Raw genomic sequence first — 17,814 nt, 5'->3', positions numbered from 1 at the left:
CGATGCGTCTCAAGTCGATCCGCCTGGTTGGCTTCAAGTCCTTCGTTGACCCGGTCACGGTGCCCTTCGACGGCAACATGACCGCCATCGTCGGGCCCAACGGCTGCGGCAAGTCCAACATCATCGACGCGGTGCGCTGGGTCATGGGAGAATCTTCCGCCAAGACCCTGCGCGGCGAATCGATGACCGACGTCATCTTCAACGGCTCTACCGGTCGCAAGCCGGTGGGGCAGGCCGCCATCGAACTGTTCTTCGACAATCGCGATGGCGCCATGGGCGGCGTCTACGCCCAGTACGCCGAGATCGCCGTCAAGCGGGTGGTGACGCGCGACGCCCAGTCCTCCTACTTCTTCAACGGCCAGAAGTGTCGCCGCCGTGACATCGGCGATCTCTTCCTTGGTACCGGCCTAGGACCGCGCTCCTACGCCATCATCGGCCAGGGCATGATATCGCGGCTGATCGAGGCGCGTCCCGAGGAGCTGCGCGCCACCCTGGAAGAGGCCGCCGGTATTTCCAGGTACAAGGAGCGCCGTCGCGAGACCGAGAGCCGCATGCGCCGCACCCAGGAGAACCTGGATCGCCTGGAGGATATCCGTGAGGAGCTCGACAAGCAGCTCGAGCGCTTGAGGCGCCAGGCCGAGGCGGCACGCCGTTACCAGACCCTCAAGAACGAAGAGCACCGGGTCAAGGGCGAGCTGGCGCTGCTGCGTGCCCGGGCCCTGCGTGCCAGGCAGAGGGAGGAGGAGAACCGCGTCGGCGAGCTCGAGACTGCGGTGGAGCGTGAGGTGCTGGGTCTGCGCCAGTGCGAGACCCGCCTTGAAGAGGCCCGCGCCGACCACGACCGCCTGGCCGCCGAGCTCGACGTCGAGCAGTCGCGCTTCTTCGAGACCACCACCGCCATCGCCCGCCTGGAGCAGGATCTCGAGCATACCCGAGCCCGTGATGCCCAGCTGGCCCGAGACCTCGAGGCCGCTCACCGCGACCTTCAGGGACTGGCTCGCCTGGGCGAGGACGACGGCGAGCGGCTGGCGCGCCTGGAAGAGCGCCTGGAGACGCTCATGCCCGAACGCGAGGAACTCGCCGAGCAGCTCGAGGAGCTGGAGGCGGCGCTCGCGGAGGCCGAGCCCGAGGCGGAGGAGGCCGACGCCGCCTGGGAGGCCTTCAGCGAGCAGTGGCGCGAGGCGAGTCGCGAGGCCGAGCGTGGCCAGGATCGCCTGCGCGAGCAGGAGTCACGCCTGGAGCGTCTCGGCGCCGACGAACAGCGCCGTCGCCAGCAGCAAGCGGAGCTTCCCGACATCGCCGGGCTGGCCGAGCAGCGTGCCGAGATAAGTGAGCGGCTCGCCGAGCTGGACCTCCAGAATGAGTCCCTCGAGGCTCGCCGTGAAACGCTGCAGCAGACCCGCGACGGGGCCCGGGAGGCGGCCCGCGAGAGCGAGGCCGCCCGCGAGGACGAGCGTCAGCGGCGCAGTGAGCTGCAGGGCGAGCTCGCCTCCCTGGAGGCGCTGATCCAGGCCGGGCTGGCTGACCACGACGAGGCGCTGGATGCCCACCTGACCGAGCTGGGTCTCGCGGATGCCCCGCGCCTCGGCGAGCGCCTGGCGGTGGATGCCGGCTGGGAGACGGCCGTCTCCTGGGTGCTGGCACCCTGGCTGCGCGCCCCCCTGGTTTCCCTGACCGGTCCTGCTCAGGAGCGCACCGTCCTGGTTGCCCCGCCGGCGGAGCTGGGGCTGGTAGAGGCGTGCGACGTCGAGGCGCCTGCCCGCAGCCTGGCCAACCGCGTCCAGGGCGCCGGGGCCGCAGGCCAGTGGCTGGCCTCCATCCGCTGCGTCGAGAGTGGCGAGGCGGCCTGGGCCGAGCGCGAGTCCCTCGCGCCCGGCGAGAGCCTGATCACCCCGGACGGCCTGTGGCTGGGGCCTGGCTGGGTACGCCACCGCGGCCAGGGCGATGGCCCCGATGCTCTACTGGTCAGCCGACGGCGCCAATCCGAGGCCGAGGAGGCCTTGGCGGCGGTGGAGTCGCGTCTGATCGAGGAGGAGCAGCGCCTGGCCGAGCAGTTGGAGCGTGCCGAACATGCCGAAAGGGACCTCGAGGCGTCTCGCCTCGAGCAGCGTGACCTTGACCAGCGTCGGCAGCAGCTGGCGGTGCAGCGGAGTGGCCTGGCCAGCCGGCTGGAGCACCTGGAGGGGCGCGCCGCCGAGCTGGCCGAGGAGCTGTCCGGTCTCGGCGAGGCCCGGGAAGAGGCCAGGCTCGGCATCGAGGAGACTCGAGACCGCTGGCAGCAGGCCATGACCCGGCTGGAGGAGGGCGCCGAGCGCCGTGAGCGGCTCGAGCGCGAGCGGCAGTCCGCCCGCGAGCGGCTCGCTGCGCTGCGGACCCGCCAGCGCCCCCTGACCGAGCAGCTGCAGCGTCTGGCCCTCGAGCAGGAGCGCCTGGCCGCCGAGCGTACCGGTCTGGCCGAACAGCAGGGGCGCGCCGGTGAGGCCCGTGAACGACTGCAGGGGCGGCTCGAGGCGCTCGAGGAGGAGCGCGAACTGCTGTGTGAGCCAGAGGAGGAGCGCCGCGAGCGGCTCGATGAGCTGCTCGACCGCCGCGAGCGAGAGGAGCGGGCCCTCAACGCGGTGCGTGCCCGGTCCGCCGAGCTGGTGGAGCGGCTGCGTGAGGACGAGCAGTCGCGCCAGGGCCATGAGCGCAGCCTGGAGGGCATTCGCGAACGCCTTCAGGAGGCACGGATGCAGGTCCAGGCGCTGCACCTCAAGGCCGAGACCCAGGACGAGCAGCTGCGCGAACTGGGCCTCGAAGAAGACGCGTTGGCCGAGCTGCTCGACCCCAATGCTACCGAATCGGCCTGGCAGACCCGCCTGGAGGAGCTCGGCGAGCGCATCCGCCGGCTCGGGGCCATCAACCTGGCGGCCATCGAGGAGTACGACCAGCAGGCCGAGCGGCGCAATTATCTGCAGGCCCAGCACGTCGAGCTCAGCGAGGCGCTGGAGACCCTCGATCGGGCCATCCGTCGCATCGACCAGGAAACCCGGACCCGTTTCCGCGACACCTTCGAGCGGGTCAATGCGGGCCTGCAGTCACTTTTTCCGAGAGTCTTCGGCGGCGGAACCGCATGGTTGACCCTGACCGGCGAGGATTTGCTGGAGACTGGGGTGGCCATCATGGCCCGTCCGCCGGGCAAGAAGAACAGCACCATTCACCTGCTTTCCGGTGGTGAAAAAGCGCTGACCGCCCTGTCGCTGGTATTTGCCATCTTTCAGCTCAACCCGGCGCCCTTCTGTATGCTGGACGAGGTGGATGCGCCTCTGGATGACGCCAACGTGGGTCGCTACGCGAAGCTGGTTAAGGAGATGTCGGAGAACGTTCAGTTCATCTATATCACCCACAACAAGATCGCCATGGAAGCTGGCGATCGACTGATGGGGGTTACCATGCAGGAGCCGGGTGTATCGCGCCTGGTTTCGGTGGATGTCGAGGAAGCCGCGGCCCTGGCCGAAGCCTGACGGGCTTGATGCCGAGTCATAAAAGGGGTAACAAGGAGAGTGATAATGCTGCATTGCACGGATGCGGGGAGATCATCGCAGGGTGATTGCGCGGGGCATCGTCGACTCGAGGCAGGAAATCCCCGAGGGTTGACAAACAAAAAAAGTGGCCCCTTTTTTGGCGATCGCGCTATGCTAGTGACGGACAACCATCAGGCATGGCGCCTAAGCGAAAGGCTGACGACCCATGGAACTTAGAGAGTGGCTGATCATCCTGGGGTTGGCGCTGGTGACCCTCATCGTAGTGGATGGGGTGCGTCGCCTGCAGCGCCAGCGGCATGTTCCCCGCCTGGATGAGGTGAAGGAGGACACCCGTGGCACCGACCCCGACGAGCAGGCCCGCGAGGCCGAGATCAACTGGGAACTGCCCAACGGAGGGGCGCGAGTCGTCAGGCCCGCGGACTATAGTAGTGTGCAACCCAAACCGAAGCTGGAGCGCCAGGAGCACCCTGGCCCGTCTCGCGTGCTGGCTGGTTTCCGCCGGCAGACCGAGAAGTTTCGAGCCGGCGGTGCTGAAGGTGCGGTAGAAAGTGCCGTGGAAGGTGCAGGAGGCAGTGCATCCGTCGAGGCCCGTGCCGCGAAGCGCGAGTCCGTCAGTGAGAACGTCAGTACCCCCGTCCGCGAGCCCCTTCAGGAGCAGCCCGCTGCCGCCAAGACCGACAAGGCAGCGTCTGCTCGGAGCGGGGCTTCAGTGGAGCCCACCCCGACCGAGCCCTCCGCTTCGGCCGAGTCCGTTCAGGCCAAGCCTGTTCAGACCGAGCCTGTTCAGACCGAGTCCCTTCAGACCGAGTCCCTTCAGCAGGCAACCGAGCGCCGCGAGCCTAGTCTCTCCGCGCTGGACGATGAGTCCGTCCAGGCGGCGGTTGCCGCCGATGAGCCGTTGGCGGCGGACCCCGAGGATCATGACAGCCACCTCCATGATGACGAGCATTACCGTCTGGTGGATCTGGAGGGTATGGGCGACTCCTTCAAGAGCGGCTCGAAGCGCGTAGGCGCGTCCGTCCAGCGTTTCGGCGCCTCCCTGCAGAAGACCCTGGCCGAACGTCGCGACCAGAAACGCCTCGAGAAGGCTCGCCGTGAGAAGGAGAAGGCCGAGAAGGCTGCCCTCAACGCCGAGCGTCAGCGCCTGGCTCGTGAGCAGGCCGAGGCGGAGCAGGCGGCCCGGGAGGCCGAGCGTCGTCGCCTCGAGGCCCAGGCCATTGCCGAGGCCGACGACACCGACCCGCTGTTCGCGCCGCCCCGCGGTCGTCAGCCTGATCAGGCATCCGAGTCGGCAGACGCCGAGTACGGTGCTTCCTATCCGGATGACGCCCATGAGCCAGAGCCCGAGTGGCAGCCCGAGCTGAACAGCGACAAGGTGCGTGTGCATCCGGTGCTGGAGAAGGCCCTGCGCCACGACGTCAGCGCCGAACATGCCCGTGAGACCCTGGGCGCCGCCAGTGAGCTTATCGTCATCAGCGTGATGTCTCGCGATGAGGAAGGTTTTTCCGGCGCTGCCCTGCTCGATCTGATGCTGGCCTGCGGCCTGCGCTACGATCGCGACATGGGCGTCTTCCACCGCTTCGAGACCGAGGACCCGGAGAGCCGCCTGCAGTTCTCGATGGTCAACGTGGTCAAGCCCGGCAGCTTCCCCATCGCTGCCATGGATGAGTTCCGCACCCCCGGTATCACCCTGCTGATGCCGCTGCCCGGCGCCGACGACCCCTCCGCGGCTTTCGAGGCCATGGTGGAGACCGCCATGGTGATCGTTCGCCACCTGGGCGGCGAGCTGAAGGACGAGAATCACAGCGTGATGACCGCCCAGACCGTCGAGTTCGCCCGCCAGCGCGTCCAGGAGTTCGTGCGCCGCTATCGCCTGCATCGCTATCAGGTGAACTAGCGCCAGGCGCCAGGCAGCGAGTCGACACCCCCCGGCATCCCACCGGGGGGTGTTGCTTTGGTAAGCTTGCTGCCTTGCGCTTCCGGCCTTGAGCGATCCGCTTCACGGCCCAGTCAACGATCGAGACCCTGCTTTCCATGACCAACGCCGATCAGCCGCTTCTCGACGAGGTGGCGCGCCTGCGCGCCGAACTCGATGACGCCAACCATCGCTACTATGTGCTCGATGACCCGAGCCTCGCCGACGCCGACTATGATCGTCGCCTGAGGCGTCTTCAGGAGATCGAAGCCGCTCACCCGGAACTGGTGACGCCGGATTCGCCCACCCAGCGTGTCGGGACGCCGCCGGATGCGGGTTTCCCCGAGATCGAGCACGCCGTGCCCATGCTGTCGCTGGACAATGCCTTCAGCGAGGAGGAGCTGGCCGCCTTCGTCACCCGGGTGGCCGAGCGGCTGGAAGTGGAGGGCGACGAGATCGCCTTCTGCTGCGAGCCCAAGCTCGACGGGGCCGCGGTATCGCTGGTCTACGAGGAGGGCGTGCTGATCAGCGGTGCCACTCGTGGCGATGGCCGCACCGGCGAGGGCATTACCTCGAATCTGCGCACCCTGCACTCGGTGCCGCTGAGACTGCGCGGCGATGCGCCCCCCGCATTGCTCGAGGTGCGCGGCGAGGTGACCATCGACCATGCGAGCTTCGAGGCGATGAATGAGCGGGCTCGGGTCGAGGAGGCCAAGGTCTTCGCCAACCCCCGCAATGCCGCCGCAGGCAGCCTGCGCCAGCTCGACCCCAGAGTCACCGCCACCCGGCCCCTGGCGTTCAGCGCCTACCAGGTGGCGCGTATCGAACCGACCCCGGAGGATGCCACTCACAGCGCTCTCATGGCGCACCTCGGCGACTATGGTTTTCGCACCAGCAAGGAGCTGGCGGTGGTCAAGGGCCCGGCTGGCGTGGTCGACTACTGCCGGCGCCTGGGCGAGAAGCGGGATGGGCTGGGTTACGACATCGACGGCGTGGTGATCAAGGTCGACGATCTGCGCCGCCAGCGCGAACTGGGTTTCGTGGTCCGGGCGCCGCGCTGGGCCATCGCCTTCAAGTTCCCCGCCCAGGAGCAGACCACGCGGCTCAACGACGTGGAGTTCCAGGTGGGACGCACCGGTGCCATCACCCCGGTGGCACGCCTCGAGCCGGTCACGGTGGCAGGCGTCACCGTCTCCAACGCCACCCTGCACAATGCCGACGAAATCCGTCGACTCGGCGTCATGATCGGTGACACCGTGGCCATCCGCCGCGCCGGTGATGTGATTCCCCAGGTGGTGCGGGTGATGGAGGAGCTGCGCCCACCGGACGCCCGGGAGATCGTCTTTCCCGAGCGCTGCCCGGTGTGTGACGCCGAGATCGAGCGCCTGGAGGGTGAGGTGGTGGCACGCTGCGCCGGCGGGCTCTACTGCGCCGCCCAGCGCAAGGAGGCCCTCAAGCATTTCGCCTCGCGCCGGGCGCTGGATATCGATGGCCTCGGCGAGAAGCTGATCGAGGCGCTGGTCGAGCGCGACTGGGTCACTACGCCGGCGGATCTCTTCCGCCTTGAGGCCGAGCGCCTCGCGACTCTTCCGCGCATGGGGCAGAAGTCCTCGGAGAACCTGGTGGCGGCGCTTTCCAAGTCCAGGGCCACGACCCTGGCGCGCTTTATCTATGCCTTGGGGATTCGCGAGGTGGGTGAGGCCACGGCGGCCAACCTGGCGCGTCACTTCGGCACCCTGGAAGCGCTGATGAGCGCCGAACTGGCCGATCTCGAGGCGGTGGAGGACGTGGGCCCCATCGTCGCCGCCCACGTACATACCTTCTTCCGTCAGCCCCATAACCGCGAGACCATCGACGACCTGATCGCCGCTGGCCTGCACTGGGAGGAGGCGGCCGTGGGCGAGCGGCCACAGCCCCTGGTCGGCCAGACCTGGGTACTCACCGGCACCCTGGAGAGCATGACCCGGGACCAGGGCAAGGCGCGTCTGCAGGCGCTGGGCGCCAAGGTCGCCGGCAGCGTGTCGAAGAAGACCGCCGGCCTGGTGGCCGGGGAGGCCGCCGGCAGCAAGCTGGAGAAGGCCATGCAACTGGGCGTGCCGGTGCTCGACGAGGCGGCCTTCCTCGAATGGCTGGCTGCCTGGGAGGCCGGCGAGGGTGATATGAACGAAGGTGACGACGGGGAGGGCGAGGCATGAGCGGACGCTTTATCGAGGTGCCCTGGCGGATGCTGCCTCCCGAGACCCTGGATGCCCTGCTGGAGGCCTTCGTCACCCGCCAGGGCTACGACACCACCGACACCGACGAGGGCATGAATGGCTGGGTGGCCCAGCTCAGGCACCAACTCGAGCGCAGCGAGCTGATCATCGCCCACGACCTGCAGACCGAGACCACCGAGGTGATGACCCTGGCCCAGTGGCGCGCCTTCGGCCGCGACCTGGCCGATGATGAAGAAGGTTAGGGCGTTCACTTGCCTTGGATAAGATCGCGGATCAGCCTCCGCCCCGGGTGGAGGTGGTCAACCAGCGGCTGCTCCAGGGGCAGCGGCTCGTCGCAGATCATCGAGGCCAGCAGCTCCGCGCAGAGCGGCGCGCTGGCCAGGCCCCGGGAGCCGTGGGCGGCGCTGATCCAGAGCCCGGCATGGTGGCGTCCGGGGATCTCGGGGATGCGCGACGCATCCCTGGCCAGCGCGGCGTACTCCTCCTGCCACGCCTCGGCGTCGGGCACCGGGCCGGCGTAGGGCGACTTGTCGGGGCTCGCCGCCCTCACCCCTGCGCGGCCCTCTAAGCCACGCGGGGTGAGGTCGGCCCCCGCCTCGCGCAGCGCCGCCGCGTAGGCGGGCAGGGTGCGTTCGAACTCCGCCAGGTTGGCGGCGTGGTCACTCTCGCGCACCTCGCTGTCGGCGTCGTTGGGGGTGAAGGTGGCGCCGAAGGTGAGCCAGCCGTCCAGCGGTGGCGGCACATAGCTACCGGCGCAGACCACCCGGCCGAGGCCCGGGGCAGCAGGCGGCAGGCGCAGCCGGCTCACCTGGCCGCGCACCGGCTGCAGGGGCAGGGCACTGGTCTGGGCGAAGCGGTTGGCCAGCGTTGCCGTGGCGATCACTATCTGATCGGCGTCAAGCGTCTTGCCGTCGCCGAGCAGCAGGCGCCAGCCGCCGCCCTCGGCCGCCAGGCGGATCACCTCGGCCCGCCGAAAGACGATGCCGGGCGTCTCGGTCAGCCGTCGGCAGAGGGCGTCTGGCCGCACCCAACCAGCCCGGGGGTAGTCCAGGGCCGGTGCCCCTGTCCTGATGCCGGCGCGTTCGGTGCCCTGCTCGGCGGACACTCCCTCCACCACGCCTGACGGCAGCGGATGGCGTTCCAGGAAATGCGCCTGGCGTGCCTGCTCCTTCTCGCTGAGCGCGAGCTGCAGCACGCCGCAGGGAGACCACAGGCTCTGGCCCGGGTCGAGGCTCGTCAGCCAGCGCCGACTGTGCAGCAGCCCGGCGAGATAGACTCGGCTCTGGTGGTTGGTTTCGGCGGCAAGCTTGACGTAGAGCACCCCCTGGGCGTTGCCGGAGCCACCGGCCCCGGGGCTCTCACGGTCGAGCAGGGTTACCGCCACGCCGCGCGCGGCCAGGGCAGCAGCCACGCTGGCGCCGGCGATGCCGGCGCCAATCACCGCCACCCGGCGCGGCGGCCGTGCCGGGGGCGGGGTGAACCAGGGTGTGGTGGTGCGTCGAGCATCCGTGGGCGGCGAGGCGATCTCACCGGCCAGCATCTCGCGCTTGCGACCGAAGCCCGGCATCTTGCGCCAGGCGAAGCCGGTCGCCGCCAGGCCGCGCTTGACCACCCCGGCACAGGTGAAGGTGGCGAAGGTGGCGCCGGGGCGCGAGTGCGCGGCCATGGCCTCGAACAGCTCCGGCTGCCACATCTCCGGGTTCTTCGACGGGGCGAAGCCGTCCAGGAACCAGGCGTCGACCCGGCCATCGAGCAGGGCGAGCCGCTCGGCAGCATCGCCGAAGTGCAGGTCCAGGGTGACGCGTGGGCCGAGCCACAGCCGGTGCACCCCCGCCACCGGCTCGGGCCACTGGACCACCAGCGCCTCGGCGCGGCCGGCCAGGTCGGGCCAGATGGCCAGCGCTCGGGCGAGGTCCTCGCGGTCTAGCGGAAACTTCTCGGTGGAGACCAGGTGCAGCCGCGCCCCCGGTGCGGCGTGGGTGTCGAAGCAGGCCCAGGCGCACAGCATGTTGAGGCCGGTGCCGAAGCCGGTCTCGCCGATCGCGAAGGGGCGGCGCTCCTGCCAGTCGGCGAAGCGTTCCGGCAACCGGTTACCGCCGAGGAAGACATGCTCGGTCTCGGCGCGGCCGACGTGGCGGGAGAAGTAGACATCGTCGAAGTCGGTGGAGCGGGGGGCCTCCTCGCCGGTGTCGTCGCGTTGCCAGTCGAGGCGGGCGGTCTCCAGGGCGGCGAGCGGGGGCATGCCATCGGGGGCGGCGGTCACGGTAGCTCCATCGCGAAGGGAGTGGTCATGGGAGGGGGCTGGTCACTCTCTGATCAATGTCGCCGCGGCGGCGTCCCACGCCGGCTGGGGGAAAGCGTCCGCGGCGTTTCAACAGTGTTATCCACAGCCTCTGTGCAAAACTCGGCTGTGGACAAGGTGTCGTGAAGGGAGAGGGTCAGGGCAGGACCTTCTTGAACGGCTTCACCGTTACCCTGGCGTAGACCCCGGCAATCATGTAGGGGTCGGCGTCGGCCCAGGCCTGGGCTTCCTTGAGGCTCTCGAACTCGGCGACCACCAGGCTGCCGGCGAACCCTGCCTCACCCGGATCCTCGCTGTCGATGGCCGGGTGGGGGCCTGCCAGCACCAGGCGGCCCTCTTCGCGCAGGGCCTCGAGGCGGGCCAGGTGGTCCGGGCGAGCGGCGAGGCGCCGTTCCAGGCTGTTGTTCACGTCTTCGCTGATGATGGCGTAGAGCATGGCGGTGGTTTCCTCGGGTTGGGCGGCTGGTGCCGCAGGATGCGCCCGTGATTGACCGGGCACGGCCTGACGCGCACCATGGAAAGCCATTTTGACAAAGTCCCCAGCCGGCGTCATGCCAATGTCCCGACTTCCCGCCCGTTTTGAGGGCGACTCCCAACCGCTGTCCATCGATCTGCACATGCACTCCACCGCCTCGGATGGCGCCCTGTCGCCCGAAGCGCTGGTGGCGCTATGCCGATCGCGGGGTCTCACCCATATGGCGCTGACCGACCACGATACCCTCGCCGGTGTGCCCGAGGCGGCCGCCGCCGCGGCGCGGGAGGGGCTTGCCCTGATCCCCGGCACCGAGCTCTCCACCCAGTGGCGCGGCCACAACATCCACGTGGTGGGGCTGTTGCCGGAAGGCGCTCGCGGCCCTCTCGCCGATGGGCTGGTGTCCCAGGCCCAGGCCCGGGAGCGGCGAGCGCTCAAGATCGCCGAGCGGCTGGAGAAGATCGGCCTGGCCGATGCCCTGGCCAGGGCCCGGGAGCAGGCCGGCAGCGAGCGCCCCCTGGGCCGGCCCGACTTCGCCCGGGCGCTGGTCTCAGCGGGCCTGGTGCCCGATATCGCCACCGCCTTCAAGAAGCACCTGGGTGACGGCAAGGCCGGTGACGTTAAGTCCCACTGGCCGCAGATCGCCGAGGCGGTGGCCTGGATCGTCGCCGCGGGCGGCGTGGCGGTGCTGGCTCATCCGCTGCGCCACGGCCTGACCCGGCGCAAGCGCGGCCTGCTGCTGGATGCCTTCCGCGAGGCGGGCGGCCAGGCCGCCGAACTGGTCAGCGGCTTCCAGAACGCCGATGCCACTCGCGACCTGGCCCGCCAGCTCCAGGAGCGGGAGCTCTACGCCTCGCTGGGCAGCGATTTCCATTTTCCCGGCGGCCACCTGGCCCCGGGCAGCATGAGCCCGGTGCCGCGTACCGCCACGCCGCCGGTGTGGACCCACCCCAGGCTGGCCGCTTGCGTCGGCGCGCTATAGTCACACATGATCCGCATGGCCTTTGCACAGGGAACGACACCATGAGCCAGTTCTTCCAGATCCACCCCGACAATCCCCAGAAGCGCCTGATCGACCAGGCGATCCAGATCATCCGTGCAGGCGGGGTGGTGGCCTATCCCACCGACTCGGGCTACGCCCTGGGCTGTCACCTCGGCGACAAGAAGGCCGTCGAGAAGATCAAGCGGCTGCGTTCGCTGGACGACAAGCACAACTTCACCCTGGTCTGCTCGGATCTCTCGGAGATCGGCACCTACGCCAAGGTGGATAACGCCGTGTTCCGGCTGCTCAAGGCCCATACGCCGGGTGCCTATACCTTTATCCTGACGGCCACCACCGAGGTGCCGAGGCTGCTGCTGCATCCCAAGAGGCGTTCCATCGGGGTGCGGGTGCCGGACCACGCCATCACCCATGCGCTGCTCGACGCGCTGGGCGAGCCGCTGATGAGCGTGACGCTGATTCCGGTGGGCGAGGAGCTGCCGATGACCGATGCCGAGGAGATCCGCGACCGCTTCGCGTCCCAACTCGACCTGATCATCGACGGCGGCGCCTGCCACCTGGAGCCCACCAGCGTGGTGGACCTGCGCGAGCTGCCGCCGACGATCCTGCGCGAAGGGCGCGGCGACGTTGAGCCCTTCCGCGAGTAGGCCCCCGCGCCGCCACGACTGACGCCGCCGGCTCAGCCCGGCGGCGTCTCCTGGTTCCGTTCGTCCTTGTCGTCATCCTCGTCCTCATCCTCACGGGCCTGCCACCAGGCCTCCTGCTCCTCCTCGGAGAGGTGCGGTTCAGGTGTCTCCTCGTCGAGCCAGGTGCCGCATCTCAGGCAGTACTTCGCGCGTTTCTCATGGCGGTCGTGGCCGCAACCGGGGCAGGCCTGGTCGGAGTAGCGCTCCTGACGGATGGAGCGGATCACCTCCGCCGAGAACACCCCGGTGGGCACCGCGATGATCGAGTAGCCGATCAGCATCACCATCACCGAGATCGCCTGTCCGATGGGGGTGACCGGCACGATGTCGCCGTAGCCCACCGTGGTCAGGGTGACGATGGCCCAGTAAACGGCGGTGGGGATGCTGGTGAAACCCGCCTCATCCGGCTCGATTAGGTAGACCAGGGCGGCGAAGATGGTCACCAGCATGAAGACGGTGAACAGGAACAGGAAGATCTGGTGGGTGCTGCGCCTCAGGGCATCCACCAGCAGCCGCCCCTCGCCGACGAACTGCATCATCCGCAGGATCCGGAAGATCCGCAGTACCCGCAGCAGTCGCACCACCACCAGCGATTGTGCGCCGGGAATGATCAGCACCAGCCAGGTGGGCAGGATGGCGATGACGTCCACCACTCCGTAGAAGCTCTTCAGGTACTGCGCCGGCCGCTCCAGGCAGTAGAGCCTGATCGCCAGCTCCAGGGTGAAGGCGATGGTGAAGCCCCACTCCAGCCAGAAGAAGAGCTCGCCCCAGCGCGCCGCATAGGCCTCCACGCTGTCGAGCATCACCACCAGCACGCTGGCCAGTATGGTCACGATCAGGGCGATATCGAAGCCCTTGGCCGCCGGGGTATCCGACTCGAAGATGATCTGGAAGGTGCGGGTGCGCAGGCCTTCTCCGCCGGGTTTGAATTCGAGATTCATAGCATGTTTCCTGGGGCCGCTTCGAGGAGACGAGGTTCAGGCGAGGGCGTTGTCGGCGGGCAGCCGGCGGGCCAGGCGTACCATGGCCAGGCCAAACGCCGGGGTCAGCCAGCCCGGGTTCGAAAGCGCTTCGGCGAGCCCGCGGGCCGTCTCGCCGGTGTCGTCTCCGTTCGCTTCGGCCAGGCGCTGCAAGGCATTCCTGGCCTCTTGGCGACAGGCCTCTTCGCCAGTATCGGCCAGGGCGTCCAGCGCCACTATGGCACGATGCAGCCAGGCGCTGGGCGTGCCTCCCTCGGGCAGCTGCCAGGCACCGCCGAGCAGGGCGCCGCCTCGGGCGGCCTTGCTGGTGTCCGCGGCGCGCAGCGGCACCGAGCCGGCCAGCGCCTCGGCAAGCGACCAGAGCGCCTCGGGCTCGCCGGCCTTGAGTTCCAGCTCCAGTTCGCGGATCGCCACCCGCCGCCCGTCGGCCTCGATCTCACCCTCGTCCAGCGCCAGCTCGATGCGCGCCCCGGCGTGGTCGAGCATGCGGGTTTCGCGATGAAAGTCGGTGGTGAAGCGAGGGGTAAGCCGTTCCAGCACTTCCTGGCCGAGCGTTGCCGGCGGCAGGTTCGCCAACCCCTCGAGGTCCAGCCCCGGCCCGGGCACCTCCCACTCCCACTCGCCACGCCGAGACAGTCCGCCGCCGCCTTCGCCTCGGGTCTTCACCGTCTGCAGTACGCGACCGTCGACCCGCCGCAGGCGCAGCGCCATGCGGGCCGCCTCCAGGTCACCCTGAGGGGTATCGAAGTAGGTATTGCCGAGCCGCTGGACCACACAGGCAAGGCCCGCCAGCAGGGGGTGGCAACGCAGCGCCGTCGGGCCTTCCGGGCCCAGGGCGAGCTTCAGCTCTATCTCGTGACTCATGGCATTGCCACCTCGTGTCGATGAATTCTGGATGATTTTTCCATGACGGTCCCGGGAGCGGCCTCTATACTGTCGCCGCCATTTCCCTAGTGCACAGATACCCCATGGTGACACCCAATCCGTTCTCGGCGATGTTTGGTCGCTCGCCATTCCAGCCGCTGCTGGCGCATATCGTCAAGGCGCATGAGTGCGCCGACCAGTTGCTGCCCTTCTTCGAGGCCTCCCTGGTCGGCGACTGGGCCGAGGCCGCCAGGATTCGCGAGACCATCACGCGCCTGGAGCACGAGGCCGACGAGCTCAAGACCGAGCTTCGCCTCAACTTGCCCAACACCCTCTTTCTGCCGGTCTCACGTACCGACCTGCTGGAGCTGATCAGCGTCCAGGACAAGATGGCCAACAAGGTGCGCGACATCACCGGCATCATGCTCGGCCGCAAGATGAAGGTGCCCGAGTCTCTGGCCGACCCCATGCGCGATTACATGCGCACCTCGGTGGCCTGCGTGGCCCAGGCCCGGCAGGCCATGGAGGAGCTCGAGGCGCTGCTGGAGTCGGGGTTCGGGCGCAACGTTTCCGATGTGATGCATCGCCTGATCCGCCAGTTGGACGTGCTCGAACACCAGGCCGATGGCCAGCAGGTGGCCATTCGCCGCCGACTCTTCGCGCTGGAGAGCGAGCTGCCGCCGGTGGACGTGATCTTCCTCTACAAGATCATCGACTGGGTCGGTGAGCTCTCCGACCGTGCCGAGCGCGTCGGCAGCCGCCTGCAGATCCTCACGGCCCGCTGACCCTCCCTCTGCGGGGCTCGGCGATCCCGGGCCCCGTTCAGACACGCCACTCCCGACAAGCCACATAGGACGAACCCCCTATGTCGATCATCGCGCAGCACGGCGAAATCTTCATCATCCTGGCCTGCCTCTTCGGCTTCTTCATGGCCTGGGGTGTCGGTGCCAACGACGTGGCCAACGCCATGGGCACCTCGGTGGGCTCCAAGGCCATCACCATCAAGCAGGCGATCATCATCGCCGTGATCTTCGAGTTTCTCGGCGCCTGGCTGGCCGGCGGCGAGGTGACCTCGACCATCCGCGGCGGCATCGTCGACCCGGCGCTGCTCGAGGCCGACCCTCAGCTGCTGGTCTACGGCATGCTCTCGGCGCTGCTGGCGGCGGCCATCTGGCTGCTGGTCGCCTCGGCCAAGGGCTGGCCGGTCTCAACCACCCATTCCATCGTGGGCGCCATCGTCGGTTTCGGCGCCGTGGGCCTGGGCGTGGAGGCGGTGGCCTGGGGCAAGGTTGGCACCATCGCCTCGAGCTGGCTGATCTCGCCGCTGCTGGCCGGCACCATCGCCTTCGTGCTGTTCAAATCGGTACAGCACCTGATCTTCGAGTCCCATGACCCCTTCGCCGCGGCCAAGCGCTACGTGCCGGTCTATGTCTTCCTGGTGGGCTTCATTGTCGCCATGGTCACCCTGACCAAGGGACTGACCCATGTGGGGCTCGATCTCACCTTCAGCCAGAGCTTCCTGCTTTCCCTGCTGTTCGGGGCGATCATCATGGGCATCGGCATCGTGATGCAGGGGCGCGTGGTCTACGAGCGCCGCGCCGATGACCACTTCGGCTTCAGCAACGTGGAGCGGGTGTTCGGCGTGTTGATGATCTTCACCGCCTGTGCCATGGCCTTCGCCCACGGCTCCAACGACGTCGCCAATGCCGTCGGCCCACTGGCCGCGGTGATCAGCGTGGTGCGCAGTGACGGCGTCATCGACAGCGCCGCCCTGGTGCCCTGGTGGGTGCTGGTGCTGGGCGGCGGCGGCATCGTCTTCGGCCTGGTCACCTACGGCCACAAGGTGATCGCCACCGTGGGCACCGGCATCACCGAACTGACCCCGAGTCGTGGTTTTGCCGCGACCCTGGCCGCTGCCACCACCGTGGTGCTGGCCTCGGGCACCGGCTTGCCGATCTCCACCACCCACACCCTGGTGGGGGCGATTCTCGGCGTGGGCCTGGCCCGCGGCATGGCGGCGCTCAACCTGGGGGTGATCGGCACCATCGTGATGTCCTGGCTGATCACCTTGCCAGCCGGTGCCGGCCTCTCCATCGTCTTCTTCTTTACCTTCAAGGTAATCTTCGGCTAGCCGTTGCCGGCCAGCGCCGAGCGCCAAGCAAGGCATGACGGCCCGCCCCGGTACGGGCCGTCATGCGTCTGTCGGTGGTGCCGTCGTTTTGGTGGCTGCTATTATCGAACGTCTGCTCAACACTCATGCATCCCGCTGCCGGAGAGAGGTTCTTGGACACACGCTTCCCCTTTGTCGACTGGTTCCGCAACTCGTCGCCCTACATCAACGCCCACCGCGGGTGCACCTTCGTCATCCTGATCGAGGGAGAGGCAATGGCGCGAGGGCGAGGGGAGCAGCTGATTCAGGACCTGGCGCTGCTGCACACCCTGGGCGTGCGCCTGGTGGTGGTGTTCGGCATTCGCCCCCAGGTACAGCAGGCCCTGGACGAGGCCGGCATCGCGCCTGGTCTCCACCAGGGACGCTGGATCGCCGATGAGACGGTGATGACCTGCATCGAGCGAGTCGCCGCCGAACAGCGCCTGTGGCTTGAAGCGCGGCTGTCGCTGGGGCTACCCAACACCCCCATGCACGGCGTCGAGCTTACCGCCGTCTCGGGCAACCTGGTGATGGCCAAACCGCTGGGGGTTCGCGACGGGGTCGACTTCGACCGCAGTGGCGAGGTGCGCCGGGTGCGCGCCGCGGCTATTCAGGGGCTGCTGGAGCGCGGCTCGCTGGTGGTACTGCCGCCGCTGGGCTTCTCCAGCACCGGTGAGGTGTTCGACCTCAACGCCTCCGACGTAGCTCAGCACGCCGCCATGGCCCTGGGTGCCGACAAGCTGATCCTGCTCGGCGAGGCCAGCGGGCTGTTCGACCAGAGTGGCCAGATGCAGCGACAGTTGACCCCCGACGAGGCCGAGCCGCTGCTCGGCCAGGTGGCGTCCGGCAGCGAGCTGTCGCGCCATCTGGAGGCTGCCTGTCAGGCCGCCCGTCACGGAGTGGCGCGCACCCACCTGCTCTCATGGCACGACCATGACGCCCTGCTCGGCGAGCTGTTTACCCGTGACGGGGTGGGCACCATGATCACCCAGCATCGCTACGAGCAGCTACGTCCGGCGGAGCTGGCCGACATCGGCGGCCTGCTGGAGCTTCTCGAGCCCCTGGAGCACCGCGGCATGCTGGTGCCGCGCTCCCGAGAGCGCCTCGAACACGAGATCGACGACTACCTGGTGATCGAGCGCGACGGCATGATCATCGGCTGTGCCGCCCTGCACACCTTCGATGCCGCCGACATGGGGGAATTGGCCTGCGTGGCGGTGCACGGCGACTACCGCGGCGGCAGCCGCGGCGAACTGCTGCTGGCCGAGGTCGAGCGGTGTGCCCGGCGCCTCGGACTGGCCTCGCTCTTCGCCCTCACCACCCATACCACCCACTGGTTCTTCGAACATGGCTTTCGCCTGGCCGATATCGACGAGCTGCCGACACTCAAGCGTGACGCCTACAACCACGCCCGCAAGTCCAAGATCCTGGTCAAACCGCTGGCCGCCGGGCGCGGCTGAGGCGCCTTCTTCCTTGTTGATTCGCTGCCCGGGGCTGGGGAGTCGCATTTCTGCGTCGCTCCGGCTCCGGGTGTCGCCAGGCGGTGACACTTCAACCCGCTGATTATTAAAGGCTATATCGCTGGCCGATAAAAGCTGTCGCCGGTTGGCAACAGAATATCGCCATCAAGGGCCCGCTTGCGCCCCTGTTTCTCCCTTCTGGTCGTTTTCTGCCTGCCTTTTGTTTTTTAAAATACTGATTTATAA

The 17,814-nt window shown here is 68.3% G+C and carries 13 protein-coding genes; 9 read left to right on the top strand and 4 right to left on the bottom strand.

Annotation, left to right across the window (positions count from 1 at the left end; translation table 11 throughout):
- The first annotated feature begins 2 nt into the window (after positions 1 to 2).
- From smc to ACM26W_RS16645, 4 genes are all read left to right on the top strand, one after another.
- Positions 3 to 3,503 carry a chromosome segregation protein SMC gene (smc, locus tag ACM26W_RS16660; protein ID WP_416138096.1) on the top strand — a complete coding sequence of 1,167 codons (3,501 nt, stop codon included), beginning with the start codon at positions 3 to 5 and terminating at the stop codon, positions 3,501 to 3,503.
- A 226-nt stretch (positions 3,504 to 3,729) separates the two neighbouring features.
- Complete coding sequence (gene zipA / locus ACM26W_RS16655; RefSeq protein ID WP_416138095.1) at positions 3,730 to 5,421, top strand: cell division protein ZipA; 1,692 nt, start codon at positions 3,730 to 3,732, stop codon at positions 5,419 to 5,421.
- 137 nt (positions 5,422 to 5,558) lie between these two features.
- Positions 5,559 to 7,634 carry an NAD-dependent DNA ligase LigA gene (gene ligA / locus ACM26W_RS16650; protein WP_416138094.1) on the top strand — a complete coding sequence of 692 codons (2,076 nt, stop codon included), beginning with the start codon at positions 5,559 to 5,561 and terminating at the stop codon, positions 7,632 to 7,634.
- Positions 7,631 to 7,897 (top strand): YheU family protein, encoded by a 267-nt coding sequence (locus ACM26W_RS16645; RefSeq protein ID WP_416138093.1) that lies wholly within the window; start codon positions 7,631 to 7,633, stop codon positions 7,895 to 7,897. The genes ligA and ACM26W_RS16645 overlap by 4 nt, the downstream gene beginning before the upstream one ends.
- Positions 7,898 to 7,902: 5 nt before the next feature.
- On the opposite strand, the gene mnmC is transcribed toward ACM26W_RS16645, so the two are convergent.
- Positions 7,903 to 9,918: a bifunctional tRNA (5-methylaminomethyl-2-thiouridine)(34)-methyltransferase MnmD/FAD-dependent 5-carboxymethylaminomethyl-2-thiouridine(34) oxidoreductase MnmC gene (mnmC, locus tag ACM26W_RS16640; RefSeq protein ID WP_416138092.1), complete on the bottom strand. Its 2,016-nt coding sequence runs from the start codon at positions 9,916 to 9,918 to the stop codon at positions 7,903 to 7,905.
- Between the two features lie 175 nt (positions 9,919 to 10,093).
- A complete protein-coding gene (locus ACM26W_RS16635; protein ID WP_416138091.1) occupies positions 10,094 to 10,393 on the bottom strand; it encodes a YciI family protein in 300 nt (99 codons plus the stop codon).
- 115 nt (positions 10,394 to 10,508) lie between these two features.
- Between ACM26W_RS16635 and ACM26W_RS16630 the strand changes: the two genes are divergently transcribed.
- Positions 10,509 to 11,411 (top strand): PHP domain-containing protein, encoded by a 903-nt coding sequence (locus ACM26W_RS16630; RefSeq protein WP_416140913.1) that lies wholly within the window; start codon positions 10,509 to 10,511, stop codon positions 11,409 to 11,411.
- Positions 11,412 to 11,452: 41 nt separating this feature from the next.
- A complete protein-coding gene (locus tag ACM26W_RS16625) occupies positions 11,453 to 12,076 on the top strand; it encodes an L-threonylcarbamoyladenylate synthase (protein ID WP_416138090.1) in 624 nt (207 codons plus the stop codon).
- A gap of 32 nt (positions 12,077 to 12,108) precedes the next feature.
- On the opposite strand, the gene ACM26W_RS16620 is transcribed toward ACM26W_RS16625, so the two are convergent.
- Together ACM26W_RS16620 and ACM26W_RS16615 are read right to left on the bottom strand one after the other, a co-directional pair.
- Positions 12,109 to 13,056, bottom strand: a complete 948-nt coding sequence (locus tag ACM26W_RS16620; protein ID WP_416138089.1) for an ion transporter — start codon at positions 13,054 to 13,056, stop codon at positions 12,109 to 12,111.
- Positions 13,057 to 13,092: 36 nt separating this feature from the next.
- Positions 13,093 to 13,959 (bottom strand): CYTH domain-containing protein, encoded by an 867-nt coding sequence (locus ACM26W_RS16615; RefSeq protein WP_416138088.1) that lies wholly within the window; start codon positions 13,957 to 13,959, stop codon positions 13,093 to 13,095.
- A gap of 104 nt (positions 13,960 to 14,063) precedes the next feature.
- Here ACM26W_RS16615 and ACM26W_RS16610 point away from each other — a divergent pair, with 104 nt between their 5' ends.
- The 3 genes from ACM26W_RS16610 to argA all read left to right on the top strand — a co-directional run bounded on the left by ACM26W_RS16610 (position 14,064) and on the right by argA (position 17,568).
- Positions 14,064 to 14,744, top strand: coding sequence for a TIGR00153 family protein (locus ACM26W_RS16610; protein WP_416138087.1), 681 nt, complete (start codon positions 14,064 to 14,066; stop codon positions 14,742 to 14,744).
- Positions 14,745 to 14,824: 80 nt separating this feature from the next.
- Positions 14,825 to 16,090, top strand: a complete 1,266-nt coding sequence (locus ACM26W_RS16605) for an inorganic phosphate transporter (protein WP_416138086.1) — start codon at positions 14,825 to 14,827, stop codon at positions 16,088 to 16,090.
- Positions 16,091 to 16,242: 152 nt separating this feature from the next.
- A complete protein-coding gene (gene argA, locus ACM26W_RS16600; protein ID WP_416138085.1) occupies positions 16,243 to 17,568 on the top strand; it encodes an amino-acid N-acetyltransferase in 1,326 nt (441 codons plus the stop codon).
- Positions 17,569 to 17,814 lie beyond the last annotated feature (246 nt).

Origin of the sequence: Halomonas sp. HK25, assembly GCF_047795635.1 — a bacterium.
In the GTDB taxonomy this organism is placed as follows: Bacteria; Pseudomonadota; Gammaproteobacteria; order Pseudomonadales; family Halomonadaceae; genus Halomonas.
The sequence above is the reverse complement of the archived record's forward strand: the minus strand, read 5'-3'. Positions and strand labels throughout refer to the sequence as shown.